Annotated in this window: 22 protein-coding genes; 12 read left to right on the top strand and 10 right to left on the bottom strand. The window is 68.2% G+C overall.

Annotated features, from left to right (window positions below):
- Positions 1-5: 5 nt before the first annotated feature.
- The 4 genes from glnK1 to NOW55_RS15375 form a co-directional block, all read right to left on the bottom strand.
- Entirely contained in the window at positions 6-359 is a 354-nt protein-coding gene (gene glnK1, locus NOW55_RS15360; RefSeq protein WP_256400989.1) for a nitrogen regulatory protein GlnK1, read from the bottom strand.
- A complete protein-coding gene (locus NOW55_RS15365; protein WP_256400990.1) occupies positions 352-1,821 on the bottom strand; it encodes an ammonium transporter in 1,470 nt (489 codons plus the stop codon). The genes glnK1 and NOW55_RS15365 overlap by 8 nt, the downstream gene beginning before the upstream one ends.
- A 323-nt stretch (positions 1,822-2,144) precedes the next feature.
- The gene (gene hemB / locus NOW55_RS15370) at positions 2,145-3,128 is read right to left on the bottom strand and encodes a porphobilinogen synthase (protein ID WP_256400991.1); all 984 of its coding nucleotides are present in this window, start codon (positions 3,126-3,128) and stop codon (positions 2,145-2,147) included.
- Between the two features lie 90 nt (positions 3,129-3,218).
- Positions 3,219-3,506 (bottom strand): hypothetical protein, encoded by a 288-nt coding sequence (locus NOW55_RS15375; RefSeq protein ID WP_256400992.1) that lies wholly within the window; start codon positions 3,504-3,506, stop codon positions 3,219-3,221.
- Positions 3,507-3,637: 131 nt separating this feature from the next.
- Between NOW55_RS15375 and NOW55_RS15380 the strand changes: the two genes are divergently transcribed.
- The 8 genes from NOW55_RS15380 (at position 3,638) to NOW55_RS15415 (ending at position 8,438) form a co-directional block, all read left to right on the top strand.
- Complete coding sequence (locus NOW55_RS15380; protein WP_256400993.1) at positions 3,638-4,306, top strand: DedA family protein; 669 nt, start codon at positions 3,638-3,640, stop codon at positions 4,304-4,306.
- A gap of 71 nt (positions 4,307-4,377) precedes the next feature.
- Complete coding sequence (locus NOW55_RS15385) at positions 4,378-4,953, top strand: GNAT family N-acetyltransferase (RefSeq protein WP_256400994.1); 576 nt, start codon at positions 4,378-4,380, stop codon at positions 4,951-4,953.
- 79 nt (positions 4,954-5,032) lie between these two features.
- Positions 5,033-5,578, top strand: coding sequence for a GNAT family N-acetyltransferase (locus NOW55_RS15390; RefSeq protein WP_256400995.1), 546 nt, complete (start codon positions 5,033-5,035; stop codon positions 5,576-5,578).
- Between the two features lie 55 nt (positions 5,579-5,633).
- Positions 5,634-6,176, top strand: a complete 543-nt coding sequence (locus NOW55_RS15395; protein ID WP_256400996.1) for a GNAT family N-acetyltransferase — start codon at positions 5,634-5,636, stop codon at positions 6,174-6,176.
- A 35-nt stretch (positions 6,177-6,211) separates the two neighbouring features.
- Complete coding sequence (locus NOW55_RS15400; RefSeq protein WP_256400997.1) at positions 6,212-6,487, top strand: hypothetical protein; 276 nt, start codon at positions 6,212-6,214, stop codon at positions 6,485-6,487.
- On the top strand, positions 6,484-6,915 hold the full coding sequence (locus NOW55_RS15405) for a type II toxin-antitoxin system VapC family toxin (RefSeq protein WP_256400998.1): 432 nt from the start codon (positions 6,484-6,486) through the stop codon (positions 6,913-6,915). Before NOW55_RS15400 ends, NOW55_RS15405 begins: the two co-directional genes overlap by 4 nt.
- Before the next feature lie 75 nt (positions 6,916-6,990).
- A complete protein-coding gene (locus NOW55_RS15410) occupies positions 6,991-7,311 on the top strand; it encodes a hypothetical protein (protein WP_256401000.1) in 321 nt (106 codons plus the stop codon).
- Positions 7,312-7,418: 107 nt separating this feature from the next.
- Positions 7,419-8,438: an LD-carboxypeptidase gene (locus tag NOW55_RS15415; RefSeq protein ID WP_256401001.1), complete on the top strand. Its 1,020-nt coding sequence runs from the start codon at positions 7,419-7,421 to the stop codon at positions 8,436-8,438.
- 40 nt (positions 8,439-8,478) lie between these two features.
- Here NOW55_RS15415 and NOW55_RS15420 read toward each other — a convergent pair whose 3' ends face one another.
- Complete coding sequence (locus tag NOW55_RS15420; protein ID WP_256401002.1) at positions 8,479-8,916, bottom strand: arsenate reductase/protein-tyrosine-phosphatase family protein; 438 nt, start codon at positions 8,914-8,916, stop codon at positions 8,479-8,481.
- Between the two features lie 108 nt (positions 8,917-9,024).
- The gene (locus tag NOW55_RS15425) at positions 9,025-10,077 is read right to left on the bottom strand and encodes an NAD(P)-dependent alcohol dehydrogenase (RefSeq protein ID WP_368407773.1); all 1,053 of its coding nucleotides are present in this window, start codon (positions 10,075-10,077) and stop codon (positions 9,025-9,027) included.
- A 378-nt stretch (positions 10,078-10,455) separates the two neighbouring features.
- Between NOW55_RS15425 and NOW55_RS15430 the strand changes: the two genes are divergently transcribed.
- Together NOW55_RS15430 and NOW55_RS15435 are read left to right on the top strand one after the other, a co-directional pair.
- The gene (locus tag NOW55_RS15430; RefSeq protein ID WP_256401004.1) at positions 10,456-11,793 is read left to right on the top strand and encodes a hemolysin family protein; all 1,338 of its coding nucleotides are present in this window, start codon (positions 10,456-10,458) and stop codon (positions 11,791-11,793) included.
- A gap of 73 nt (positions 11,794-11,866) precedes the next feature.
- Positions 11,867-12,241, top strand: a complete 375-nt coding sequence (locus NOW55_RS15435; protein ID WP_256401005.1) for a rhodanese-like domain-containing protein — start codon at positions 11,867-11,869, stop codon at positions 12,239-12,241.
- Positions 12,242-12,271: 30 nt separating this feature from the next.
- Here the strand turns inward: NOW55_RS15435 and NOW55_RS15440 are convergent, their stop codons facing one another.
- From NOW55_RS15440 to NOW55_RS15450, 3 genes are all read right to left on the bottom strand, one after another.
- Positions 12,272-13,354: a class I SAM-dependent methyltransferase gene (locus tag NOW55_RS15440; protein WP_256401006.1), complete on the bottom strand. Its 1,083-nt coding sequence runs from the start codon at positions 13,352-13,354 to the stop codon at positions 12,272-12,274.
- Between the two features lie 8 nt (positions 13,355-13,362).
- Positions 13,363-13,536 (bottom strand): DUF1059 domain-containing protein, encoded by a 174-nt coding sequence (locus NOW55_RS15445; RefSeq protein ID WP_256401007.1) that lies wholly within the window; start codon positions 13,534-13,536, stop codon positions 13,363-13,365.
- Positions 13,537-13,875: 339 nt separating this feature from the next.
- Entirely contained in the window at positions 13,876-14,490 is a 615-nt protein-coding gene (locus NOW55_RS15450; RefSeq protein ID WP_256401008.1) for a phosphoribosyltransferase, read from the bottom strand.
- A 95-nt stretch (positions 14,491-14,585) separates the two neighbouring features.
- On the opposite strand from NOW55_RS15450, the gene NOW55_RS15455 reads away from it, so the two are divergent.
- Both NOW55_RS15455 and NOW55_RS15460 read left to right on the top strand, forming a co-directional pair.
- Positions 14,586-14,816, top strand: a complete 231-nt coding sequence (locus NOW55_RS15455; RefSeq protein ID WP_256401009.1) for a hypothetical protein — start codon at positions 14,586-14,588, stop codon at positions 14,814-14,816.
- Between the two features lie 61 nt (positions 14,817-14,877).
- Positions 14,878-15,309, top strand: a complete 432-nt coding sequence (locus tag NOW55_RS15460; protein WP_256401010.1) for a hypothetical protein — start codon at positions 14,878-14,880, stop codon at positions 15,307-15,309.
- Positions 15,310-15,331: 22 nt separating this feature from the next.
- Here NOW55_RS15460 and NOW55_RS15465 read toward each other — a convergent pair whose 3' ends face one another.
- Positions 15,332-17,575 (bottom strand): hypothetical protein, encoded by a 2,244-nt coding sequence (locus NOW55_RS15465; RefSeq protein WP_256401011.1) that lies wholly within the window; start codon positions 17,573-17,575, stop codon positions 15,332-15,334.
- Positions 17,576-17,708 lie beyond the last annotated feature (133 nt).

The raw sequence follows: 17,708 nt of genomic DNA on the forward strand, positions 1-17,708 counted from the left end.
CCGGTTCAGACCGCGTCGACGCCGGTCTTCCCCGTCCGAACCTGGTAGGCCTCCGCCACCGGCAGGACGAATATCTTCCCGTCGCCCTTCTCGCCGGTGTGGGCGGCGTCGGCGATGGCCTCCACCACGTCCTCGGCGGGGATGTCCGCCACCACGCACTCGACCTTCACCTTCTGGTGGAGGTCCACGACGTACTCCTCGCCGCGCCACTGGCTCTTCTTGGCGGGCTGTGAGCCACGACCGGAGACGTCCGTCACGGTCAGGGAGGGCGCACCGACCGTCGCCAGCGCGCGCTTGACGTCGGTCAGCCGGTCGGGCCGGATGATCGCGACGACCATCTCGATGTCGCTGTCAGTCATCGCTCTCACCCCCGTCGACGGGGGCCGTCGTCGCATCGTCGACGCCGCCGTCGGTCTGGACGGTGCCGCCGTCGGCGCTCACGGTCGGCCGCGAGGACTCGGGGCCGCTGTCGCCGACGAACTCGGGGTACGTCGAGATGCCGTGCTCGCCCGCGTCGAGGCCGGCCTCCTCCTCCTCGGGGGAGACGCGGAGGCCGATGGTCGCGTCGACCACCAGGCCGGTGACGCCCGTCGCGATGACGGTCCAGATGCCGATGACCGCGACGCCGACGACCTGCATGACGAGCTGGTCGACGCCGAGGAACGCCCAGCTGTCGCCCAGGATGGCGGTGCCGGAGCCGGACGCCGCGAACACCGGGATGAGGATGGTGCCGACCGCGCCGGCCGCGCCGTGCACCGCGAAGACGCCGCAGACGTCGTCGATCTTCAGCACGTCGACGGTCCACCGGTAGGCGGGCAGCACCAGCGCGCCGCCGACCGCCCCGATGAGCAGGCCGCCCCACCAGGTGACGTGCGGGACCGCGCCCGTGACCGCCACGAGCCCGGCCAGCAGGCCGTTGGCCATCCAGAGCGGATCGGGCTTGCCCTGCCAGAACGTCGAGACGGCCATCGCGGCGACCGCGCCGGCACCCATCCCGAGCGTCGTCACGAGGACGACGCGGCCGAGCGCCGCGCCCATGAACGTCAGGGAGCCGTCCTCACCGACTGCGAGAACGGTCGCCTGCGTGCCGACGTTGAAGCCGTACCAGCCGAACGCGAGGATGAGCGTCCCGAGCACCGCGAGCAGCATCGAGTGGCCCGGGATGGGCTGGCTGTCGCCGTTCTCGTCGAACCGGCCCGTGCGCGGGCCGACCATCTTCGCCGCCACGAGGCCGGCGAGACCGCCGACCATGTGGACGACGGTCGCGCCCGCGAAGTCGAGGTAGCCGACGCCGATGAGCTCGCCGAGGAAGCCGCCGGTACCCTCGGGCGTCGGCCCCGAGAGCAGGCCGCCGGCCCAGGTGAGCCCCTGCACGGTCGGGTAGATGAGCGCCGTCAGCACCACCACGAAGACGACGTACGCACGGAAGTCCATGCGCTCTGCGACCGCGCCGGAGACGATGGTCGCCGCCGTCATCGCGAAGACGGCCCCGAACACCCAGTTGATCCAGCCGGTCGCACCGGGCGCGCCGATGTAGGAGAACGCGGCCATCACGTCGAGGCTCGTCCCCGAGGTGAGCATCCCGACGATGCTCGCCAGGCCGGCCCCGACGACGAAGTACGTCAGGACGCCGAGCGCCCAGTCGGTCATGTTCTTCGTCAGCACGTTGCCGACGTTCTTCGCCCGCACCTGCCCGGCCTCCAGCAGCGCGAACCCCGGCTGCATGAAGAAGATGAGGAAGCAGACCACCAGCACCCACACGTAGTTGATGCTGTTCGCGATGGCCTGGGCCTCCGACTGCAGGGGCAGGAGCTCTAGCATCCCACCACCGCCGGGGGTGCGCAAATGTTGCCACTTTCTGTACGTTCGTCCACGTTTTCCACCAATACTGCCATACTCGTACTCATGTTCTACGGTCACAGGACATGGGAGAGAACAATATAATGGTTAGCGTTGACGTTCGTCCATAATTTCGTTGCCTAATGTGCATCCGTCCATCTTAATAGCAAATATAATCCATACAAGGTTGTTTATCGCGGGGTTTCGTGGGCGTTCGTGGGCCAGAACCGGACAGTCGTGGACGGCGAGAACTGTCACCGGAGCGACCGCTGACTGGTCGAGCGGCACTCAGGATGGACGCCGCGCTACGGCAGCGACCGCGCCACGTCCTCCGCGAAGTAGGTGAGGATCAGGTCCGCGCCGGCGCGCTTGATGGAGAGCAGCGACTCGTGGGCGACCGACTCCAGGTCGAGCCAGCCCTTCTCCGCCGCGGCGTGCAGCATCGCGTACTCGCCGGAGACGTTGTAGGCGGCGACGGGGTGGTCGAACTCCCGGCGCACGTCCGCGACGATGTCGAGGTACGGCAGCGCGGGCTTGACCATCAGCACGTCAGCGCCCTGCTCGACGTCGAGTGCGACCTCGCGCATCGCCTCGCGACGGTTCGCGGGGTCCATCTGGTAGTGCCGGCGGTCGCCGAACGACGGTGCCCCGTCGGCCGCGTCGCGGAACGGCCCGTAGAACGCCGACTCGTACTTCGCCGCGTAGCTCATGATGGGCACCTCGCTGTGGCCGTCGTCGTCGAGCGCCTCGCGGATGGCCTCGACCATCCCGTCCATCATGCCCGACGGCGCGACCATGTCCGCGCCAGCGCGGGCGTGCGAGACGGCGGTGCGCTCCAGCGCCGGCAGCGTCGCGTCGTTGTCGACCGTGAGCCCGTCGCCCTCGCGTGCCCCCTCCGTCAGCAGGCCGCAGTGGCCGTGCTCGGTGTACTCGCACATGCAGACGTCCGTGATGACGTAGGCGTCGGTCTCGCTCTTGATGCGCCGGGTCGCCTCCTGTACGACGCCGTCGACCGCCCAGGCGCGCGAGCCCTCGGCGTCCTTCTCCGTCGGGATGCCGAACAGCATCACCGCCTCGACGCCCGTCTCCAGTACCTCCTCGACGCGGGCCACCGCCTCGTCGACCGGCACCCGCTCGTGCCCCGGCATCGACTCGATGGGCACCCGCTCGTCGGTCGTCGCGTCGACGAACACCGGCGCGATGAGGTCAGACGGTGCGAGGCTCGTCTCGCTGACCAGCCCGCGCACCCCGTCGCCGCGCAGCCGCCGTGGTCGGTTCGTGAGGTCCATACCCGGGCCTCTGTCGGCGAGCGTGAAAACCGCACCGTCCGCCGACCGACGCGACCGGGCGCGGACCCACCCGGCCGCAGGGGTCGGCGGTCACCCGAACGTGACGACCGAGACGACCCCGACACCGAGCATGAGGACCCCGAGCGCGAGCGCGAAGACGGCCCCACCCCAGGTCGCGACGCGGTGGGCCAGCGTCGGCTCGATGTCGAACGGCTCCCGGTCGGGGACGTTCGAGAGCGCGAGCACGAAGGTGCCCGTCGCCACGAGCGCGAGGACGCCGATTCCGAATGCCCCGGCGAGCACGAGACTCGCGACGGTCGCGAGCCCGCCGACCAGGCACAGTCCGAGGCCGACCACGTAGCACCGTCTCGGCTCCATCGTTCCCTCGACGGTACCGCCACTGACGGCATGAATCCACCGACCGTGGTGCCGGGGTCGTCGCTGACCGTCGCTCACGCCGCCGTCCGGGTGCGGAAACGATTTACCCGCCGACCGACCAGTCGAGAAGGATGACAGACGAACGCGCCGACGGTGGGTACGACACCGCAGAGTCCACCGACAGGAGCCGACTCCGCGTCTTCGCGGAGGACTACGGCCTGCTCGTCGTCGCTGGCGCGTTCTTCCTCGCGGGCATCGCGGGTATCGCGCTGTTCGTCTGGGGCGACGAGGCGCTGGCGCGGTCGCTCATCGACCGCTACGGGCTGGCCGCGCTGTTCGCCATCTTCGTGCTGGAGGGAGCGATGCTGCTGTACTTCGCGCCGAGCGAGGCGCTGGTGCCGGTGAGCATCGGCGTGCTCGCGGGCGGCGGCGAGAACGTGGCGATGGTGGCGCTCATCCTCGCCATCGCCGTGGCGGGCGCGACCACCGGCCAGACGCTGCTGTTCCTGCTCGCCCAGCGCGGGGGGCGGGAGTGGCTGCTGGAGAAACCCTGGTTCCGCGTGAGCGAGGACCGTCTGGACCGCTTCGACGGCTGGTTCCACCGCTACGGCCGGCCGGCGGTTCCGGTGAGCAACGCGCTGCTGTTCACCCGGGGGATGCTGACGGTGCCCGCCGGCGTGAGCGAGATGAACGTCCGCGAGTTCGCCGCGCTGTCGGCGCTCGGGACGCTGGTGTTCGAGTCGTGGCTCGCTGCGGCCGCGCTGCTGGCTGTGGAGCTGAACCTGTTCGGGCTGTTCTGAGCCCGTGGAACCGTGTGATTGTGTCGCAGACACCCAGAACTGCTTAGTCCCGTACACGAGAGCCACGAGATATGCCCGGTCCCATCTTCGAAGCCGGCGAACGAATCACCCTCCGAACCGCCGAGGACGAGGACGCCGAGTTCCTCGCCACCCACTCGAACGACCCACGCATCCGCGACCCGATGACGCTCGTCGGTCCCACGAACCTCGACGAGCAGCGCGAACACATCGGCGACGACGGCGACGGCGCGCAGTTCCTCGTCTGCGTCGAGGGCGACGACGCCGGCTACGACGAGCGGTTCGTCACCGATGACGGCGTCGAGCCCATCGGCTTCGTCATGTTCTTCCACGTGAACGAGCGCGCCGGCAACGGCGAGGTCGCGTACTGGCTCTCCCCGGCGGTCCACGGCGAGGGCTACTCGACGGAGGCCGTCTCGCTCGTCCTCGACTACGCGTTCGAGAGCCGCCGCCTCCATCGCATGGAGGCCCGGGCGCTCTCGACGAACGAGGCCTCGCGGGGACTGCTCGAGTCGCTCGGCTTCCGCGAGGAGGGCGTCTCCCGCGACGCGAAGTTCGTCCGCGGCGAGCACGTCGACGTCCACGACTACGGCCTGCTCGAAGAGGAGTGGCTCGACGGCGACGACTGAACCCGGCAGCGAGGCCCGGACCGTCACACCGCCCCACACCCCCGCAACCACTTTTTACCCGCCGACGCCACGTCTCTCCATGCCAGGTGCTGCCTTCCTCGCGAACGACCGCGTCACCCTCCGAACCGTCGAGCGCGACGACTGTGCGTTCCTCACCGAGCACAAGAACGACGAGCGAATCCGCCGCCCGCTCGCCTGGCCGTACCCGGCCAACGAGACGCAGATGGAGGAGTTCTTCGAGAACGTCCTCTCGGACGACGACGGCGTCAGCCTCCTCATCTGCATCGACGACGACGACCCGGTCGGCCTGGTCTCCGTCTCCGTCGAGGACGAGCGCACCCGCTGGGGCGACCTCGGCGTCTGGGTCGTTCCCGAGCAGTGGGGCGAGGGCTACGCGACCGCCGCCGCCGAACTCGTCGTCGACTACGCCTTCGCGGAGCGCAATCTGCACCGCCTCCTGGCCCGCGTGCTGGCGACGAACGAGGCTTCCAGACGGATCTGGGAGAAACTCGGCTTCACCCACGAGGGCACCCTCCGCGAGGAGGAGTTCGACGACGGCGAGTACGTCGACATGCACTACTACGGCCTGCTGGAGGACGAGTGGCTCGACGGCGACGGCGTCTGAGAACCCCTCACACACCGCCGAAACGGCTTTTTCGTGGGGCACACGACGTTGGCCCATGCCAGGAGCCGCCTTCCTCTCCGGCGAGCGCGTCACCCTCCGGACGGTCGAGGAGGAGGACCTCGACCTCCTCAACCGGAACGTCAACGACCCGCGCGTCCGCCGGCCGCTGACCAGTGCAGACCCCGCCAACAGCGAGCAGACCCGCGAGTTCTTCGAGGAGGTCGTCTCCGGCGACGACTCGGTGAACCTCCTCATCTGCGTCGACGACGGGGACGAACCCGAACCGGTCGGCGACATCGTCCTGTTCAAGATCCAGGACCGCAGGCGCTGGGCCGAGATCGCGATCAGCATCGCGCCCGAGCACTGGGGCAACGGCTACGCCACCGAGGCGAGCGAGCTGCTCGTCGACTACGCGTTCTCCGAGCGCAACCTCCACCGCCTCCAGACCCGCGTCATCGAACCCAACGACGCCTCCGCGCGCATCTGGGAGAAGCTCGGCTTCACCCTCGAGGGCACCCTCCGCGAGAACCAGTACTACGAGGGCGAGTACGTCGGCACCCGGTACTACGGGCTGCTCGAAGACGAGTGGAGGCAGTAGAAAGCGGTATCAGTTAGCACATTCTACTCGGTAGTATGGCGACATCCGTGAAGGTCGATGACCGGACGAAGGACCTGCTGGAACGTCTCCAGGCGGAGATTCGACTGGAGACCGGCGAACGGGTGACACAACAGGAGTTGTTGCGCCGCATCACCGAACACGGGTTCGAGTCCCGCGACGAACTCGTCGCCTCCTTCCGCGACGAGTGGGACGGACTCACCGAAGCGGAGACCGAACAGTGGCTCTCGGGGACGATCTCCTCGGGGACGGAGACGGACGAGGACGACATCGACGAAATCCTGTACGGATGAGCGTCTTCGTCGACACCGGCGTCTTCTACGCCCAGCACGACAGCGACGCAACCCGCCACGAACCCGCTGTCGACGCCATGCGCCGGCTCGCGTCCGGGGAGTTCGGCCGCGTCTACACCAGCGACTACGTGTACGACGAGGCCGTCACACTCACGAGACAACGGTTCGGGGACCACGCGGCAGCTCGAACGCTGGGCGAGCGTATCCGTGGCACCGGTGAGTTCCCGAAACTGGCCGAGCTATTGCACGTTACCGAAGCGGAGTTCGAGGCCACGGTAGAGCTGTTCGACCGGTACGACGACCAGTCGTTGAGTTTCACGGACGCGAACACCGTTGCGTTGGCGGAGAGTCGAGATATCGACCACGTGCTCTCGTTCGACGACGACTTCGACGGGCTCGTCGAGCGACTACAGCCGAGCGTGCTGTAGTTCCGAGGATCCGACACCCGACGTAGCACGGCTCACGCAACGGTTAATACGTATATCAGCGTACTTAGAAGTATAATGTTCGAGAAGATTACCCTCGTAGAGCTGCGTGTCGAAGACGCCACCCCCGGCGGCGAGATGCCCGCCGGAGACGACGACGAGATGCCCGGCGAGTCGCTGGCGACGGAGTCCGAGTCCGACGCGGGCTCCCGACGCTCGCTGGCCGGCCGTGTCCGACGCGTCGCCCTCCTCGGCGCGGTCGTCGGTGCCGTCGTCGCCGTCGGCGCGGTGGCCCGTCGCGTGCGTGGCCGCCGCACCGACGACGTCCAGGAGCACGACGACGTCCAGGAGCACGAGGTCGACCTCGAGGGCGAGGACGACGTCGAGCTGACCGCCTGAGTCCGGACCGACCAGCCCGCTGCAGTTCTCCGCTGCTGTCCCGGCCCTGTGAGCCCGTGCCGAGGCCCAGCTAGTTTGATACGACTCCGGCCGCTCTCTCGACCCGAATGCACGGTGTCACTCCACCAGCCGTCGAGCCGGGTGACGAGGTCGCGGTGCTGGCCCCGTCGAGACAGCTACCCCGGTCGGTCGTCGACCGCGGCGTCGACCGGCTCCGCACGACGTTCGGCGTCTCACCACGTCTGTACCCGAGCGCCCACGCCGACGGGCAGCTGTCCCCGGCCGGGCGCGCCGAAGAGGTCCACGAGGCGTTCGAGTCCGACGCGAGCGCCGTCTTCGCCGTGACCGGCGGCGAGGACGAACTGCGGCTGCTGCGGCACCTCGACCTCGACCGACTCCGCGAGCACCCGACCCGGTTCTTCGGCATCAGCGACAACACCATCCTCCACCTCGCGCTCTCGGCCGCGGGCGTCGTCTCCTACTACGGCTGCCAGTTCGTCCCCGGGCTCGCGCTGGACCCGGAACTGCCCGACTACACCGAGCGGTACCTCCGTCGCGCGCTGTTCGACGAGACGGTCGGCGAGGTCGCGCCCGCCGACGAGTGGACGGACGACTACTACGACTTCGACACCGGCGCACCTCGCGAGTGGGAGCCGAACCCAGGCTGGACGTGGGACTTCCCGACCGAGAAGACCGTTTCCGGCCCGCTCTGGGGCGGCTGCGTGGTCGTCCTGGAGCACTTCCTCGCCGTCGACCGGTTCGTCCCCGAGCCCGACGCACCGTTCGTCCTCGCGCTGGAGACCTCCGAGCTCATGCCCGACCCCTACACCGTGCAGTCCGTGCTCCGCTGTCTCGGCGAGCGCGGGTTCCTGGAGCAAACTGCGGCCGTGGTTGTCGGGCGTCCGAAGACCAGACACAGGGAGCCCCGGAGCGACGACGAACGCGAGGCGTACCGACGAGCACAGCGCGAGGCCATCACGGAGACCTGTCGCACGTACCAGCCCGACGTTCCCATCTGCTTCGACCTCGACTTCGGCCACACCGACCCGCAGCTCCCGATTCCCATCGGCGGGCACGTCGAACTGGACCCCGAAGCGGAGTCGGTCGTGTTCGGCGCGGGGCGCTGACCGGCTGCCACCGCGGGGGTGACCGGTCGACGACGGAGCGCTACCGCGCCTCGCCGGCCTGGAGCTCGTCGAACAGCGCCACGACGCGGTCCCGGACCTCGTCGCGGACCCGTGCGACCTCGGCCGCCGACCGCCCATCCGGGTCGTCCAGCCCCCAGTCACGGTTCTCGCCGGACCAGCTCGCCGGACACACGTCCGACGCGGAACAGCCCATGGTGATCACGTAGTCACTCCCCTGGATCTCCTCGAACGTCACCTCGCGAGGTGTCCGGTCGCCGATGTCGACCCCGACGTCGGCCATCGCCTCGACGACCGCCGGGTGCACGTGCGAACCGGGTCGTGTGCCGCCCATCACGAGTTCGAACTCATCTCCCGCGTTCCGGTCCTCGAGTTCGCGCTCCGCGAACGCGTAGGCCATCTGGGACCGGCCGGCGTTCTGCACACACACGAACGCGACCGTCACTGCTGGCTCTGCCATGCAGACTGGACTGTCGGTCGCGGACTTGACCGTTCGTATGTGGTCTCCGGGTGGCTACGTTCGTCTCAGTAGCCGGGCGGGCCGGCGGTCGCGCCGGCGACCGTCAACTCAGTCGAACCTGATGACCGGCTTGATGATCCCCTCCTCCTTGCTCTCCATGAGGTGGAACCCCTCGTCGATCTCGTCGAACGCGAACTCGTGGGTGGTCATCCGGGTCGGGTCGACCTTCTCCTGCTCGAGCAGCCGCAGCAGCCGCTGGAGACGGAGCCGGCCGCCCGGACAGAGCGAGGTGACGATGTCCTTCTCGGCCATCCCGACCCCCCACGCCTCACGGGGGATGTCGACGGTCTCCCCCTCGCCGTGGTAGCCGACGTTCGAGATGACGCCACCGGCCTTGGTCACCTCGATGCAGTCCTGGAACGTCGCGTTCGAGCCCAGCGCCTCGATGGCCGCGTCGACGCCCTCGCCGTCCGTGAGCTCCATGATGGCCTCGACCGTGTCCACCTCGCTGAAGTCGACGATCTCGTCCGCGCCGTAGGACTCCGCGAGCTCCTGGCGCTTCGGCACGCTCTCGACGGCGATGACCCGTCCCGCACCCTGGAGCGCCGCCCCTTTCGTCGCCATCAGCCCGACCGGCCCCTGCGCGAACACCGCGACGGTTCCCCCCACCGGGATGTCCGCCCGCTCGGCCGCGTTGAAGCCGGTGCTCATCATGTCCGTGACGTACGCCGCCGCCTCGTCGGTGACGCCGTCCGGCACGTGGGCCATGTTCGCGTCGGCCTCGTTGACGTGGAAGTAGTCGGCGAACACGCCGTCTTTCACGTTCGCGAACTTCCAGCCGCCGAGCGCCTCCCCCGACTGTGACGGGTGGCCGTCCTGGGCGGCCGGCGAGCCCCAGTCCGGCGTGATCGCACCGACCGCGACCCGGTCACCCTGCTCGAAGTGGTCGACCTCCGAGCCGACCTCCTCGACGATGCCCACGGCCTCGTGCCCCAGCGTGATGTCCTCCCGCTCCCCGATCGCGCCGTGGACCGTGTGCACGTCCGAGGTGCAGACCAGCCCGAGCGTCGGCCGCACGATGGCGTCGTTCGGGCCGGCCTCCGGTCGGTCCTTCTCCACGAGCCCCGTCTCTCCGATCGACCGCATCACGTACGCTTGCATGAGTCACGTAACACAGCGGCGCGACCCAGTTAGTAACACGGCCGTTTCGGCGACGTAACCGGACCACAACCGCTCCACACGAGCCCCGCGTCGCGAACAGGGTTCAGCACGGCTTCGAACGCCAGTTCCGGGCGGGTACTCCGGGCTTACGATGGCAAGGCACGCTTACCAACCAGCAATCGGCGCTGCGGAGGCCGAACTGGACCGGGCGATCAGGTCGGCCGTGTTCGGCGCGGTGGGCTGACGGACCGCCGTCGCACCGACGGCTCCACGACCCGCCTCGGTGTGGCCGTCAGTGCCGCCGTTTTAATACCGCCACCTCCGATGTCCAGCCATGGAAACTCGACGCTCGAACGGACACCCCTCCGTGGAGGAGCGATGGTAGACCTCGTCTTCTCCGCGGCACGGGTGCTCGCCGCGCTGTTCCTCGTCGTCCTGAACGGCTTCTTCGTCGCCTCGGAGTTCGCCTTCGTCCGGGTACGCTCGACCTCGGTCGAACAGCTCGCAGAGGAGGGGCTCGCCGGATCGGCAGCCCTCGAAGGCGTGATGGAGAACCTCGACGACTACCTCGCGGCGACCCAGCTCGGCATCACGCTCGCCTCGCTGGGACTGGGGTGGATCGGTGAGCCCGCCGTCGCCGCGCTCATCGAACCCGTCCTCGGGCCGTTGCTCCCGGGGGACCTCGTCCACCTCGTCGCGTTCGCGATCGGGTTCAGCATCATCACGTTCCTCCACGTCGTCTTCGGCGAGCTCGCCCCGAAGACCATCGCCATCGCCGACGCCGAGCGCGTCTCGCTGCTGCTCGCGCCGCCGATGGCCGTCTCGTACTACCTGTTCAAACCCGGCATCGTCGTGTTCAACGGTGCTGCCAACGCCTTCACGCGACTGCTGGGCGTCCCGCCCGCGTCGGAGACCGACGAGACGCTCGAGGAGCGCGAGATCCGCCGTGTGCTGATGCGCTCGGGCGAGGAGGGCCACGTCGAGATGGCCGAGGTCGACATGATCGAGCGCGTCTTCGACCTCGACGACACCACGGTCCGCGAGGTGATGGTCCCGCGACCCGACGTGGTGAGCATCCCCGCCGACCTGTCGCTGTCCGAGCTCCGCGCGACGGTCCTCGACGCCGAACACACCCGGTACCCCGTCCTCGACGCCGACGACCCGGACCAGGTGGTCGGCTACGTCGACGTGAAGGACGTGCTCCGCGCCACCGAGTCCGACGTCGAGGCCGCGACCGCCGGCGACCTCGCCCGCGACGTCATTGTCGTCCCCGAGACGACGACGGTCAACGACCTCCTCCTGCAGTTCCGCGAGGAGCACCGCCAGATGGCAGCCGTCATCGACGAGTGGGGCGTCCTCGAGGGCATCGCCACCGTCGAGGACGTCGTCGAGGCCATCGTCGGCGACCTGCGCGACGAGTTCGACGCCGAGATCCGCGAGCACTCCATCCGCCGGCAGGACGACGGCAGCTACGACGCCGACGGCTCCGTCACGCTCTCGGACGTCAACGAGGAGCTCGACACCGAGTTCGAGAGCGACGGCTTCGAGACCCTCGGCGGCTTCGTGCTGGAACGCCTCGACCGCCTCCCGGAGGTCGGCGACACCGTCGAGGCCGGCGACTACGTCATCGAGGTGACGGGCGTCGACGGCGCACGCATCTCGACGGTCCGTATCAGGGGCGGCGGCGAAAACGCCGAGGAGACTGCGGCGGAGTAGTCCGCGACCGACTGGACGTCTCTGGACGCCCGCAAGCGGCACAACTTTCCGTCGAACGGACGATACCGAACCAATGAGCAGCATCCGTCCGGCCGAGCTGGACGACCGCCTCGACTCGCCGTCCGGGGACGCGCCGTTCCTCCTCGACATCCGCCCCGAACCGGCGTTCGAGTCGGGTGCCATCGACGGGAGCCGGCACGTCCCCGTGTACGATGAGCTCCGCCAGGGCGACGAGTCGGCGCTGCGTGACCGCCTCGGCGAGGTCCCGACCGACGAGGACGTGGTCGTCGTCTGCAAGATGGGCATCGTCGCCAGGCAGGCGACGAGCGTCCTCAGGGACGAGGGGTACGAGGCGTCGACGCTCCTCGGTGGCATGAGCGGGTGGCGCGGGTACCAGAACGGGTCGCTGAGCTACAAACTCCGGTCGCTCGTCTGGCGCCTCCGGTAGCCCGGAGCCGACGGGTGGGTCGGCAGGCCGTCAGGGCTTCGCCTCGAACACCAGGCTGGTCGGCGTCTCGGCCGCACGGCGGAACTGGCCGAACCCGCCCTCGGTGACGACCTCGCGGGTCCGTTCCTCCCCCGCCTGGGCGCCGAGCCCGTAGCCGACATCCTGGCTGAGCGAGTTCGGCGTGCAGGCCACCGTCGAGATCGAGTACGCGAGGCGGCCGAACGGGGTGAGGTTGTCCTCGACCCGGTCCTCCGCGTAGGGTTCGACGATCATCCACGAGCCGTCGTCTGCCAGGGTCTCCCGGACGTGGGCGGCCACGCCGACGGGGTCCCCCATGTCGTGGAAGCAGTTGAACATCGTCACGAGGTCGTAGTCGGTGCCGCTGTACTCCCTGGCCGTCGCGACCTCGAAGTCGACGCGGTCTGCGACACCCGCATCCTCCGCCCGCTCGCGGGCCACCGCGATCGACGACGCGTGGTAGTCGATCCCGACGACCGTCGAGTCGGGGTAGGCCTCGGCCATGCGGATCGTCGGTGCGCCGTGGCCACACCCGACGTCGACGATCCGACCGCCCGCCGTCAGGGTCTCGTCCACCCCGTCGAGCGACTCGATCCAGTCGAGCAGGTTCGCCCCGTAGGACGGGCCGAAGAAGCGTTCCGTTCCGTGGAACACGTCCTCGTCGTGCTCGTGCCAGCCGATTCCCTCCCCCGTTCGAAACGCCTCGCGGAGTTCGGGCTCGATCTTGGACACCGACGCGACCAGCTGGAACGCACCCGGCATGAACACCGGGCTCTCCTCATCGGCCAAGACGTACGCCTGCTCGGGGGAGAGCCCGTAGCGCTCGGTCTCGGGGTCGTAGGTCACGTAGCCGCCGGCCGCCTGCGCGCGGAGCCACTCGAGGACGTAGCGTTCCGCCGTGTCCGTCTCCGCGGCCAACTCGGCGGCGGTGAGCGGCCCGGCCTCGTCCAACGCCGCGTAGAGCCCGAGCTCGTCGCCGATGTTGACCAGGGCGGTGTGGACCGTCGCACCGAGGTCGACGAGCGACGTCTCCACGAGTTCGGTCAGTTTCTGTTCGTCGATCGGGTCCGTCTTCGGTCGGGGCTCTGTTGCCATGGCTGTCGCTAAACGGTCTGCAGGTACTCGCTCCGGAGTTCGTCGTCCGTGTAGTCCTTCCCGTGGATGTCGCGCATGTGGTTCTTCGCCAGTTCGACCGCCTCGGATTCGTCCTCCGACTGGACGATGAACCGGCAGTCGGCCGCCGCCGCTTCACAGTCCAGCCTGTGTGCTTGTGTCATGGTGGTTCAGGTACCTCCAGTCCGGTCGATACGAGTTCGAACGGTAGGTAGCTAACCCGTGACACACCGGCAGTGGGTGACGGGGTGCCCACGTCGTGACGACCCGGCAGCGACTGACGCCCTCGCGGAGACTGCACGACCACCCCGGTCGGCGGGTCACCCCACGACCATCTCGGCGGGACCGTCGGGGCCGTGACCGCAGATGGCGTCCCGGCCGTCGAAGGTCCCAGCGCTCTGACCGACTCAGGGGACGGACCGGGACGCGTCTCCAGCCGCCGGTCGTGCTCCTGGACTCACCCCGGGGTCCGAACGCCTCGTCCGGCACCCGAACTGGGCTGTCTAGTCGTCCAGGAGCGCCCGGTCGAGGACCCCGAGGTGGCGAAGGTCCCGGTACCGTTCCTCGTAGTCCAGCCCGTACCCCACGAAAAAGGAATCCGGAAGGACGAACCCGGTGTATGCGGGGTCGACGTCCACGTCCCGGTCGACGCCGACCTCGAAGAGTGTCACGATAGAGACCGAGTTCGGGTCGAACGCCTCGACGCGGTCCCGAAGCGTCGCCGGCGTGTACCCCTCGTGGAGGATGTCCTCGACGAGGAAGACGTCCTTCCCGGCGAACCGGCCCTCGTCGAAGAACTGCACGGCGGGCCTGTCGGTTGTCGGTCCGGACTGGTAGCGCGAAGAGTGGACGACGCCCTCGCTGTAGGGCACCTGGAGGTCGAGCTCGCCCAGCAGGTCCACGAAGAAGCGCATCGCGCCCTTGAGCACACAGACCGGGTAGAAGTCGGGGTTCGAGCGGTGGTCGTCCGTGATCGCCGCCGCGAGCTGCGCCACGCGCTCTTCGAGTTCATCCCGTGGAATCAACACCCCGTCGAGATCCGACCGGTACACCTCGCCGATGTCGAACTCGTCCACCTCGTACAGGTCGCGGTCCCGGACGTCGATGGGGGACTGCATCGGTATCAGCTATCCGTGTGAGCGTCCGGCGTAAGTATACACCCGATACCAACGCGATGACCACATACTTATGACCAGCAAGCAAGTGGGCTTGTATGGGAATTCTTGATGCGTTCGGTTCCTTGGCCAGTTCGCTACTCGCCGGGATCGTCATGCTCGCGTTCGCTATCCTGAGTCTGTTCGTCACGGTGTTCGTCGTGGATGCTGCAGCATCGATCGCCGGATTGAACCCAGCCGACGGCTTCGTCGTCCTCGGAGCGACGATCCTCGCCGGCACCGCCATCCTCGCTGGCGGGGTGGGCTTTGCACAGCCCGAGGGAGAATAGATTCGCCAGCGGGTTTTTGATTCATGGGAAGATGTTTCGGCATCGACAGGGAGGTCTAGATATGCAGAGAAGACGGTATCTACGAGCGGTTGGGGGGTGTTTCGGTGCGCTATCGCTATCTGGTTGCACTGAAATGCTCCCGGGTGGCGAGCAGGGCCCCGAGTATCCGGGTGGAACACTCATCGCTGAGAACACAGGAGACAGCGCGGTGAGGGTCTCGATACAGACAAAATCGGATCAGTATGACGCCGCACTCGATGCCGAAGTCGCTGCCGGGGAGACGGCCGTTCGTCGTGAGTTCGTCACCGCCGATCGAGGTGACATCGTGACTCTCGAGGCCCGGCTCGGAGAGACTGGCGACCGGCTCAGGTTCCAGTTCCTCCCTGCAGGCGGTGGGGACGATTCCCCGCCGGAGGTCGCACAGCTCACGTTCGAGAACGCTGTCGAGGTGAGTGCGACCTGGACCGCGACGAACGGGACATCGCGACCCTGACCGGCGCCCTTCTACACCGACACTACGCTGCAGCGGTGAGTCGACGACCGACGACGCTGCTGTTGTCGGTGTGCGATGCATTCGTGCTCGACCAGGGCCGGTTCAGCGCCTGCGTCAGCAACTCGGTGAGGAACGGCTCGGCCTGGCCGCCGGGGGCGAGGTACCCCCGGCACGTGTGGCTGCTATTGTCCGCGATATCGCAGTCGCGCTCGCCGTGGATGGGGCCGAGAACGAGGTGCATGAGCTCGTGCGTGACGACGATGGGCCGGGACTCGCTCGCGCGAACCACGGCGACGTTTCCGCCTCTGGAACCGAATGCGACCAGCTCCGATGACCCGACGTCGAACGCCGAGACGACGACCAGATTGACCACGCCGTCCCCCGGTGGCTGGCCGTAGCGCCGCTCGTAGAACGCGTCGACGTCGTCCTCGTCGAAATCCGTGCCGAACTCGCCGTCGAGCGCCGTGGTGTCGTGCGTCCGAACGTGGAGGTGGACGCCCGACGTACTGCCGGGGTTATCCACGGGGAATCCCGCCCAGGTCGACCGCATGGCCGTCAGTTCGTGTTCGCGTAATCGCTGGTCGGCCGCGACGGAGGTAGCGTACACCACGTCGACGACGACGTCCTTCTCGGTGGAGTGGAGTTCGGGGAGCACCACCCACGGATGGTGTCCGACGACCTGACTACGTTCGACGAAGTCCGAGATGCCGTCCCCATCGGTGTCGACGCTCGCCACGTTCGTGCCGTGGGCACGCTGGTGGAGAGGCGCGCCCTCGTCGTCGCCAGTCCGGCCGTCAGCGGTCGAGTTCCACGTGGAGTCGGCTGCGGCGCGTTCCGTCCAGCGGTCGTCGACGGGGGCCGTGCGGCTCGCCGTCTCGGAAGCCGCTGGTGCGTCCGTCTGCGAGCGGTTCGACGCGCCACTGGCGGCCGCGATCGAGCGTGCGTCCGCCGTCGTGGACGCGGCTGCGACGTGGACGACCGACCCGTCACGGATGATCACGTAGGACAGCTCCGGAGTGTGTTCGGTTCCAGGAACCCGAAAGACGCCGTCGTCGCGTGTCGCGTCCCGGTTCTCGAGTACTGCACGCCACGCACTCGCGAACTCCCTGGCCTCTTGCTCGGTCGCCCAGCGCGTCGACCACGACGTCGCGATCCCGTCCGGGCGGTCGAACGTCCGCATCGAATCGTTCCACCAGCCCGTGCTCGCGGCGGCCGCTCGACTGTACGGGATGCCGTTCGTCCGGAGCGTGTACCGGATGGTGAGTTCGCCGACGCGGTTCTCGCTCTGGACCGTCCAGCCGGCCGGCGCAGGTGCGGTGACTGCCGGTCCTGGGAGGTCCCAGGTCGTGTTCGGATGCATCACTTCCGCGGTGGTGTCCGGCGGCTGGCTGACGTGTGCGTTCCGCCGGTCTTCGGAGACGGCCTGCAGGTATCGCGCCCCGTAGTACCGCGTCTTGTCGTAGAATCCGTGGGTCCAGTTTCCGCGTTCTGCCGTCGTGTTCCGGAGCGCGAGCGGGTCCTCCCCGCCGGCGTCGTACTCCTGCCAGTACTGGTACGCGGTGAGGGTGGCGTCGCCCTCGGTCAGCATCATGCCGGCGAGGTCCGCGTCTGTCGTCATGGTGGTCCCAGTCCGCAAGTGCTCGTTGAGGCCGTGTTGTTCCTGCAGCGTGTGCGCGAACTCGTGGACGAGGAGGATCTCGAACGAGTCGTCGGCGATGCGCTCGTACGCGCTCTCGTTCGCCACGTTTACCGCGGTCGCTCGCGCCATCCCGGCCGCAACGAGTCCCCTGAGCGGGACCGGCTCCGAGGAGTACAGCTGGAGGGCCTTCGTCTGCGTCTCGTCCATGCCCGCAGCGTCGTCGGGATAGTCGAAGGGGTCGCCGACCTGCATCCGCTCGTTCGTCTCGGGATTGACGATGTCGATTCCGTGGACGGAGACGTTCACCTGTTCACGTGCCGTCAGCCCGCGAAGTGCCTCCACACGCCGGTAGACCGTGTCCAGGGACTGGTTCGGCTCGAAGTTCATCGCGACAGCTCGTGGGTCGGGTGGATCCGCCACGTCGGTCGACGCTGGGACCGTCGGCACCGCCGTCCGAGTTGCCGGCGTTCCGACGGGCGTCGGTTCGGCAGTAGTCCGGTCCGTGGCTCGATCCGTCGGCTCGGCGTCCGTCGGCGCGACAGTCGTGTCGGTCTCCGGGCCGCCGCTACAGCCGGCGAGGAGGACGAGACACGCGAGAAGGACGAAGACGGTTCGGAGACGGGGCACGTCACAGGATACCACGGACCAAAGTGAAAAGGTATCGAAGGGTTCAATCAGTTTTTCACCGACGAGGCGGGCGACTGCACCCACCCGAGTAAACCGGGGGGCCCGGGAACACCACTCGTCGTCCCGTGAGTGG

Origin of the sequence: Haloarchaeobius litoreus (assembly GCF_024495425.1) — an archaeon.
GTDB lineage: Archaea > Halobacteriota > Halobacteria > Halobacteriales > Natrialbaceae > Haloarchaeobius > Haloarchaeobius litoreus.